Genomic DNA, 6,991 nt, shown 5'->3' on the forward strand with positions numbered 1-6,991 from the left:
ACATTAGGGTGTTTACAACATTTTTCACTTTCATGCTGCAGCCGTTGCCTGTTACCGCTTTGCACTGCCTTCATACGTCGCCAGCAGCTGCTCCGTGTACACTCCCGGAGCTTTGTAGACTATCATAGGCGGATCAATCTTGATCATGGAGTTGCCACCCTTAACGGCCTCCACTATGACCATGTTTGGCTCCTTATCTATGTATGGATGTACAAGCTGCATCCTCTTTGGCTCAAGCCTGTGCTCATGCAGGCATTCAAATATCTCAGCCAGCCTGAACGGCTTATGTATCATATAAAAACTTCCGCCGGGTTTAAGGGCATGCTCTGCCGCTGCCACCACCTGATCCAACGTCACATGCACCTCATGTCTCGCTATGTTCTTCGGAGCATCCGGATTCTCCAGACCGTGACTGCCCTTTATGTATGGCGGATTTGAGGTCACTATGTCAAAGGAGGCCTTCTTGTAGTTACAAGAGACCTCCTTTATATCTCCGTTATCTATTCGCACTAAACCATCAAGCCCATTAAGGCTCACGCTCCTTGCCGCCATGTCCGCACATGCGGGCTGAAGCTCTATGCCTATAAACCGTGCTCCATCTGCCATTTTACCGCCAGGCTGCTGATTCACCCCTGCATCCGAATTAGTAACTCCATCTACGGCAATACAATCATGTGAGGATCTATAATCATCGGCATTCAAACCAGCAAGTCTCTCCTCTCTGGTAAGAGCTTCATCCCCATACTCCTTTGCAGCAAGAAGTATAGGTATGATACCTGTTCCCGTTCCGAGATCCAGATATCTGCCACCGCGCTTAAATCTCACATAGTTTGCCAGCAGCACAGCATCCATCCCAAAGCAGAACATTCCGCTGTTCTGTATGATCTGATAACCCTTGCACTGCAGGTCATCTATCCTCTCACAGTATTTAATATCCACTTCCGGTCTAATCGTCAAATTTGGACTTTCCACCCTTGTCCTCCAATGCCTCAAGTGCCTTGTACTCCTCAGCGCTGAGTCTCTCTGAATTCTTTCTTCTCTTAGGCTTGAACTTGAGTTCAGCCACAGGATACTCCATAACTTCCTTGTTGTCATCCTTGTCTGTCACCACGATCTTAACCTTCTGTCGGAGAACGTTAACTGACATGACCTCGCCCTTATTTCCATCTATTGTTCTCACGAAATCTCCCACATTTGGAAGTTTCTCATTCAGATACTCGTAAGTGTCCTGCTCATGCTTCAGACAGCACATAAGTCTTCCGCACACACCTGATATCTTGGTTGGATTCAGCGACAGATTCTGCTCCTTCGCCATCTTGATCGACACAGGAACGAACTCTGACAAATGCTTGTTACAGCAGAGTTCCCTTCCACATATACCGATTCCGCCCACCATCTTGGTCTCGTCGCGGACACCGATCTGTCTGAGCTCTATTCTTGTCTTGAACACCGACGCCAGATCCTTTACCAGCTCTCGGAAATCGATTCTCCTGTCTGCTGTGAAGTAGAACAGCACCTTATTGTTGTCAAATGTATACTCAGCCTCGATGAGCTTCATGTCCAGCTTATGCTTTGCGATCTTCTCAAGACATATGCCAAATGCTCTCTTGCTCTTCTTCTTGTTATCCTCGTATCTTCTGGTGTCATCCTCTGTGGCAATTCTTATGATCGGCTTGAGTGACGCCGTTATCTTGCCCTCTTCTACCTCTCGTCTTCCCAGAACCACTTTGCCGTACTCCACACCCCTTGCGGTCTCGACAATGACAAAACTGCCAGCCTCGACCTCAAAGTTCTGTGGATCAAAATAATATATCTTACCGTTTGGTCTGAAACGAACTCCTATAATCTCTTTCATTAACAATTCTCCTTCATGGTTAGGAGCATAAGCTCCATGACAATGTCAAAGCTGACATTCGCCTCAAGTCTGACCTTGGCCTTGTCCATAGACTTGAGTACCTTTTCTATACCCTCATAGCTGATGTGTGAGGACTGCTTTCTTATATCAGAATAATACTCCTTGAACATCAACCGGCCCGGGTTATTGGACACCTTAAGCATAAGAATGTCCCTGTACCACATCATCATCAGATCGATGTAGTCACTTACCTTGAGCTTGTACAGCTCCATATTCTTAATGGCAAATATCATGTCATCAACCGACATATCACTTATATGTCTCATGAACTTCACCACATTTTCCTTGATCTCCTTGTACTCATCACTAGTTGCAAGCCTGATGGCCTTTCCCAGATTGCCCTGGGCAAAATCCATACAGAAGTCAGCCTTCTGCTTGTCCAGCTTCAGCTCGTTCATGAGATAATCAAGTATATCATGTTCTCTGACAGGCTTCACATTCAGCACTATACATCTGGACTGTATCGTCTGAAGCATCTTATCAAGATTGTTGGTGAGCAGTATGATTATTGCATAGGACGGAGCTTCCTCGATCGTCTTTAACAAAGCGTTCTGTGCATTTACATTCAGAAGCTGTGCATCCTCTATAACATATATCTTATATCTGCTGCTATAAGGCTTGATATCAATATCAGAATTCACCTGATCACGTATCTCTTCAACCGAGATCACATTTGGCTTGTCGTGGGTCACCCACACGATATCAGGCTGATTTCCCGTCTCACACTGAAGACATGACTTACAATGATTACATGGCTCTGTACCGCCCTCCTCACACTGGAGAGTCTTGACCAGCGCCCTGGTAAGGGTCTTTTTTCCACTTCCTGTCTCGCCATTGATGATGTAGCCCTGAGATATCTTACCCAGCTCAATGCTACTCTTGAAGTGGCGTATTATGTCCTCATGTCCGATTATGTCTGTGAAATCTATCATATATACCAACCCCCTTACAATTAATTGTTTCTGTATGTCTATTCTGACCTTCTCCAAAATCAAAATATATTAAAGATTAAGTTTCTTCTCTACATACCCTACTATTATACCATGAATCTCATCAATAGGTAAAGTAGCGTCTATCTTCACTATTCTCTCAGTGTGCATATCCGCAAGCATGCGGTATCCATCCACGACCTTCTGATGGAACTCCATTTTTTCATTCTCCATTCTGTCAAGTTCAGCCTGGTTCTTCTTTCTGGATATTCCCTCCTGGGCGTCAAGATCCATGAGGAATGTCATATCCGGCATGATTCCCTGAAGTGCAAATTCATTTACCTTATACACCGTGTCAACTCCGAGTCCTCTTCCGATTCCCTGATACACAGCGGATGAGTCCACAAATCTGTCTGCGATCACCGCCTGACCGGCATCCAGTGCAGGCTTAATATTCTCTTTCACAAGCTGGGCTCTCGCCGAAGCATACAGAAGCAGCTCAGTCATATATCCCATCTCTGTAAAATCCTTGTTCAATATAACCTCGCGGATCGCCTCACTTATGGGATTTCCCCCCGGATCTCTGGTTATCAGCACGTCATAGCCTTTCTTCTCCAGATATTCCTTAAGCAACTCCCTCTGTGTGGTCTTGCCCGCTCCGTCCGGGCCCTCTATAGTTATAAATATTCCTCTCATATCCTAACCCTGCCATATGCTGTTCCTACACATGTACACCTTTCATATTTATATTGTGATTCTTCTCAAACCTTCCAGATAGTAATGCTACATATCATTCTCCGCACAGAACTTTGATATAACCGTCATTGACTCCTGCCACATTAAGTCCGTTGTCTATCATGGACTTTATTCCGCTCACTGCCTGTCGGTCAACTACCTCTCCCGGCGCCAGCACCGGTATTCCCGGCGGATATGCATATACAAATGCTCCCGACACCTTTCCAGCCGCACCCTCAATCGGCACGCTCTCCACAGGTCTGTCCCATGCGATTCCCGGCGGCATGACTGACCTTCTGCCGGATATGATATCCAGCTCCTGCCGGTCTGTTTTATCCGGCTCATAGCCAAGGTTCCCGTCTATCTCAGCCACCGCATTAAATAGTATATCATAACTATCTGCACTGTCCACAACAGATGATATACAAATGACATAACTCACCGATGCCATCTCAACGATTAGCCCATACCTGTCCGCCAGAATATCAGCAAGCATAACTCCTGTGAATTTCTGTCCCGACTCGTCCACAGTTCCCGGTCTCACGACAAATACCAGCCTGCCCTCATCATGGTCGAACACTTTACACGCATTACAGATCTCATCATTTTTCACTGAGGAAGCATCAGGTCTGAACAGCCGTATATTTCTGAGCCCATCACATTGCCCGGCAAATGTCTCAAGCCTCCGTCCATACTCAGCAAATGCATCTCTGTTATTTGCGCCAAATGCAACTGCCTTCTCCATGCTCTGCATAAATATATATGAAGGCGAAGATGTCTGGAATATCTGCAGATATCTTCTAACCCTCTCATCAAGCTCAGGATTCATCACATGAAGAAGTGATGTCTGTGTGAGTGCCGGCATGGTCTTGTGCAGGCTCTCGATGACAATATCCGCGCCCTGCTGCATGGCGGTCTCATGTCCTTCCATGAAGTTCAGATGTGCTCCCTGTGCCTCGTCCACAATGAGATATATTCCATACCTGTGTACTATCCCGGCTATGGTCCTTATATCAGATATGACACCCTCATATGTCGGCGATGTGATTATCACCGCTTTTGGCTTTCTGCCATCTGCTACCAATTCCTTAAGAGCAAGCTCCAGCTTATCCGGCGATATGTCACCCAGTATGTCTGTCCTCTCTGACATTTCACGATCATCTTCATCGCCTGGAGCCATCATTTCCGATATTTCGCAGTCATCTTCTCCATCATCTGACATTCCATTCGATATTGCTCCGACTTCATTCTGACCCACACCGTCAGGCCAGCTCATACTCACATAATCCGGCACTATATACTCGGGCTCAAGCTCCAACATACAGATAGCGTTGTACACCGCCTTATGGCAGTTTCTTGCCGCAAGTATCACGTCTCCCCTGTGACAGGTGGCGTGTATAGCTGTCATAAGTCCGGATGTGGAACCGTTCACCAGCATATATGTTGCAAATGTTCCATACACCTTCTTCATCTCGGCAATACTATCCGCTATGAACATCTCCGGCTCATGCATGTCGTCAAGATCTTTAGCCTCAGTGAAATCATGTGCATACACCCCGTTCCAGAAGTTTTCCCGGGATTTTGAAATGTTATCAACATTTTGGACGGCTTCTATCGGCTGTCTCTTGTGCCCAGGCATGTGCCACGGGTATGTACCCTTCTCTATATATTTTTCAAGTGCTTCATTTATATATTCCTTCACCAGTTTTTCTCCGTAACATAGATTCTGTGTGATATAATACCATACTTTTATGTATTTGTAACAGCACAGACTTCTCCCAACGTCTGCACAGATATAAAAAACAGGAGAAGCTCTATCCGGCTTCTCCTGCGAGGGGGTATAAAAAAAGTTTTGCCTATTTTATGATCTTTCAAATGCTGCAACGGCATCCTCGATCTTCTGTAATTCGTCATCGGTCATGACTGTATGTGCCTGCTTTTCAACAGCCTTGAGATTGCTGATGATCTGCTCAGGCTTTGAAGCACCGATCAGCACTGTTGTGACCTCCGGCTTGTTCAGCAGCCATGCGATGGCAAGCTCTGATAGCTTCATATCATATCCGGCTGCGATCTCATTTAACTGGTTGAGGAGAGGTCTAGTTTCAAGCACCTGATCCTCATGAAGGAATCTTCCGTCCTTCACTGCCCTGCTGTCCGCCGGCATATCCTTCAGATATCTGTCTGTCAGCATTCCCTGTGCCAGAGGCGAGAAGCATATGAGTCCCTTGCCTGATGCGTATGTCTGCTTCAGAAGCCCATTGTTCTCGACAGATCTGTCCAGTATGCTGTATCTGTTCTGATTTATCACAAATGGCACATGAAGCTCATCAAGTATGCGCTCCGCCTTTGCCATGGTAGGTCCGTCATAGTTGGAGAGTCCTACGTAGAGTGCCTTTCCGCTCTTTACTATCTGCGCCAGCGCACCCATGGTCTCCTCAAGCGGAGTGTTCGGATCCATTCTGTGATGGTAGAATATATCCACATAAGGGATGCCAAGTCTTTTAAGGCTCTGGTCCAGACTCGCTATGAGATACTTTCTGCTGCCCCAGTTGCCGTAAGGGCCTTCCCACATATCGAATCCGGCCTTCGTGCTGATTATCAGCTCATCCCTGTACGCACCCAGATCCTCTCTGAGTATCTTTCCAAAGTTCTCCTCCGCACTTCCGTACACTGAACCATAGTTGTTTGCTATATCAAAATGTGTTATTCCGTTGTCAAATGCGGTAAAACACATCTTCTTCATATTCTCGTAGTCGTCATTTGTTCCAAAGTTGTGCCAGAGTCCAAGTGCCAGAGGCGGCATCATGAGACCGCTGTCTCCGCAGTGTCTGTAAAATCCTGTACCCTCAACATTCTTATATCTATCTGCTGCTGCCTTATAATCTCCCATATCAATACCTCTCTAAAAAATAATATCTTGAAAAATATCCACTTCCCGTTCATGTCTAAGCCGGGGTTCACGCAAAAGAAACCACCCCACTTACAACTTCATGGACACTGATGGTTTCTTTTTTATATACGCAAGTTATCACTATATTTTGAAGTATATCATACCAATTACGTCAAAAAAATATGAATATTTTTGTATTATATATGAAAATTTTATTATGATTTCTATAAATGTTCTGCCTAAATTATCCCGGACATTTTTGCTATCCTCTATATGCCTGTTGCGCATTTACCGGGAGCTTATCGTCACCGAAAAAGTGCCATAACAGGCGCAGCTCACATTCATCTCACTTGCCTCAACTCCTGTGAAATAGTCAGCCACAGCCTCCCTTATGTCGTGGTCATCCTCCACCAGAAGAACCTTGTATCCCATCTGTGTCCTTTATTCTGTTTTTACAGCCCATCTCATCTTCGTCGATCTTGCCCTCGGATTGCGGACGCACTCCTCCGCTGACGGTCTGAT

At 45.8% G+C, this 6,991-nt stretch carries 7 protein-coding genes; all 7 read right to left on the bottom strand.

Annotated features, from left to right (window positions below; translation table 11 throughout):
• Window positions 1–51: 51 nt before the first annotated feature.
• The 7 genes from CCU_RS08845 to CCU_RS08875 all read right to left on the bottom strand — a co-directional run bounded on the left by CCU_RS08845 (window position 52) and on the right by CCU_RS08875 (window position 6,901).
• Window positions 52–972 carry a tRNA1(Val) (adenine(37)-N6)-methyltransferase gene (locus CCU_RS08845; protein WP_208896129.1) on the bottom strand — a complete coding sequence of 307 codons (921 nt, stop codon included), beginning with the start codon at window positions 970–972 and terminating at the stop codon, window positions 52–54.
• Window positions 947–1,855 (bottom strand): PSP1 domain-containing protein, encoded by a 909-nt coding sequence (locus CCU_RS08850; RefSeq protein WP_015534368.1) that lies wholly within the window; start codon window positions 1,853–1,855, stop codon window positions 947–949. Before CCU_RS08850 ends, CCU_RS08845 begins: the two co-directional genes overlap by 26 nt.
• Window positions 1,855–2,847 (bottom strand): DNA polymerase III subunit, encoded by a 993-nt coding sequence (locus CCU_RS08855; protein ID WP_015534369.1) that lies wholly within the window; start codon window positions 2,845–2,847, stop codon window positions 1,855–1,857. Before CCU_RS08855 ends, CCU_RS08850 begins: the two co-directional genes overlap by 1 nt.
• A 69-nt stretch (window positions 2,848–2,916) precedes the next feature.
• Window positions 2,917–3,540 (bottom strand): dTMP kinase, encoded by a 624-nt coding sequence (gene tmk / locus CCU_RS08860; RefSeq protein WP_015534370.1) that lies wholly within the window; start codon window positions 3,538–3,540, stop codon window positions 2,917–2,919.
• 94 nt (window positions 3,541–3,634) lie between these two features.
• Entirely contained in the window at window positions 3,635–5,281 is a 1,647-nt protein-coding gene (locus tag CCU_RS08865) for an aminotransferase class I/II-fold pyridoxal phosphate-dependent enzyme (protein WP_208896130.1), read from the bottom strand.
• A gap of 159 nt (window positions 5,282–5,440) precedes the next feature.
• Window positions 5,441–6,469, bottom strand: coding sequence for an L-glyceraldehyde 3-phosphate reductase (locus tag CCU_RS08870; protein WP_015534371.1), 1,029 nt, complete (start codon window positions 6,467–6,469; stop codon window positions 5,441–5,443).
• A gap of 288 nt (window positions 6,470–6,757) precedes the next feature.
• Window positions 6,758–6,901 (bottom strand): response regulator transcription factor, encoded by a 144-nt coding sequence (locus CCU_RS08875; RefSeq protein WP_015534372.1) that lies wholly within the window; start codon window positions 6,899–6,901, stop codon window positions 6,758–6,760.
• Between the last annotated feature and the right edge of the window lie 90 nt (window positions 6,902–6,991).

Source organism: Coprococcus sp. ART55/1 (genome assembly GCF_000210595.1).
Taxonomy (GTDB): domain Bacteria; phylum Bacillota; class Clostridia; order Lachnospirales; family Lachnospiraceae; genus Coprococcus; species Coprococcus aceti.

Coding starts and splice junctions, on each gene's coding strand:
- CCU_RS08850 (WP_015534368.1), bottom strand. CDS start 1,855: ATGAAAGAGATTATAGGAGTTCGTTTCAGACCAAACGGTAAGATATAT.
- CCU_RS08855 (WP_015534369.1), bottom strand. CDS start 2,847: ATGATAGATTTCACAGACATAATCGGACATGAGGACATAATACGCCAC.
- tmk (WP_015534370.1), bottom strand. CDS start 3,540: ATGAGAGGAATATTTATAACTATAGAGGGCCCGGACGGAGCGGGCAAG.
- CCU_RS08870 (WP_015534371.1), bottom strand. CDS start 6,469: ATGGGAGATTATAAGGCAGCAGCAGATAGATATAAGAATGTTGAGGGT.
- CCU_RS08875 (WP_015534372.1), bottom strand. CDS start 6,901: ATGGGATACAAGGTTCTTCTGGTGGAGGATGACCACGACATAAGGGAG.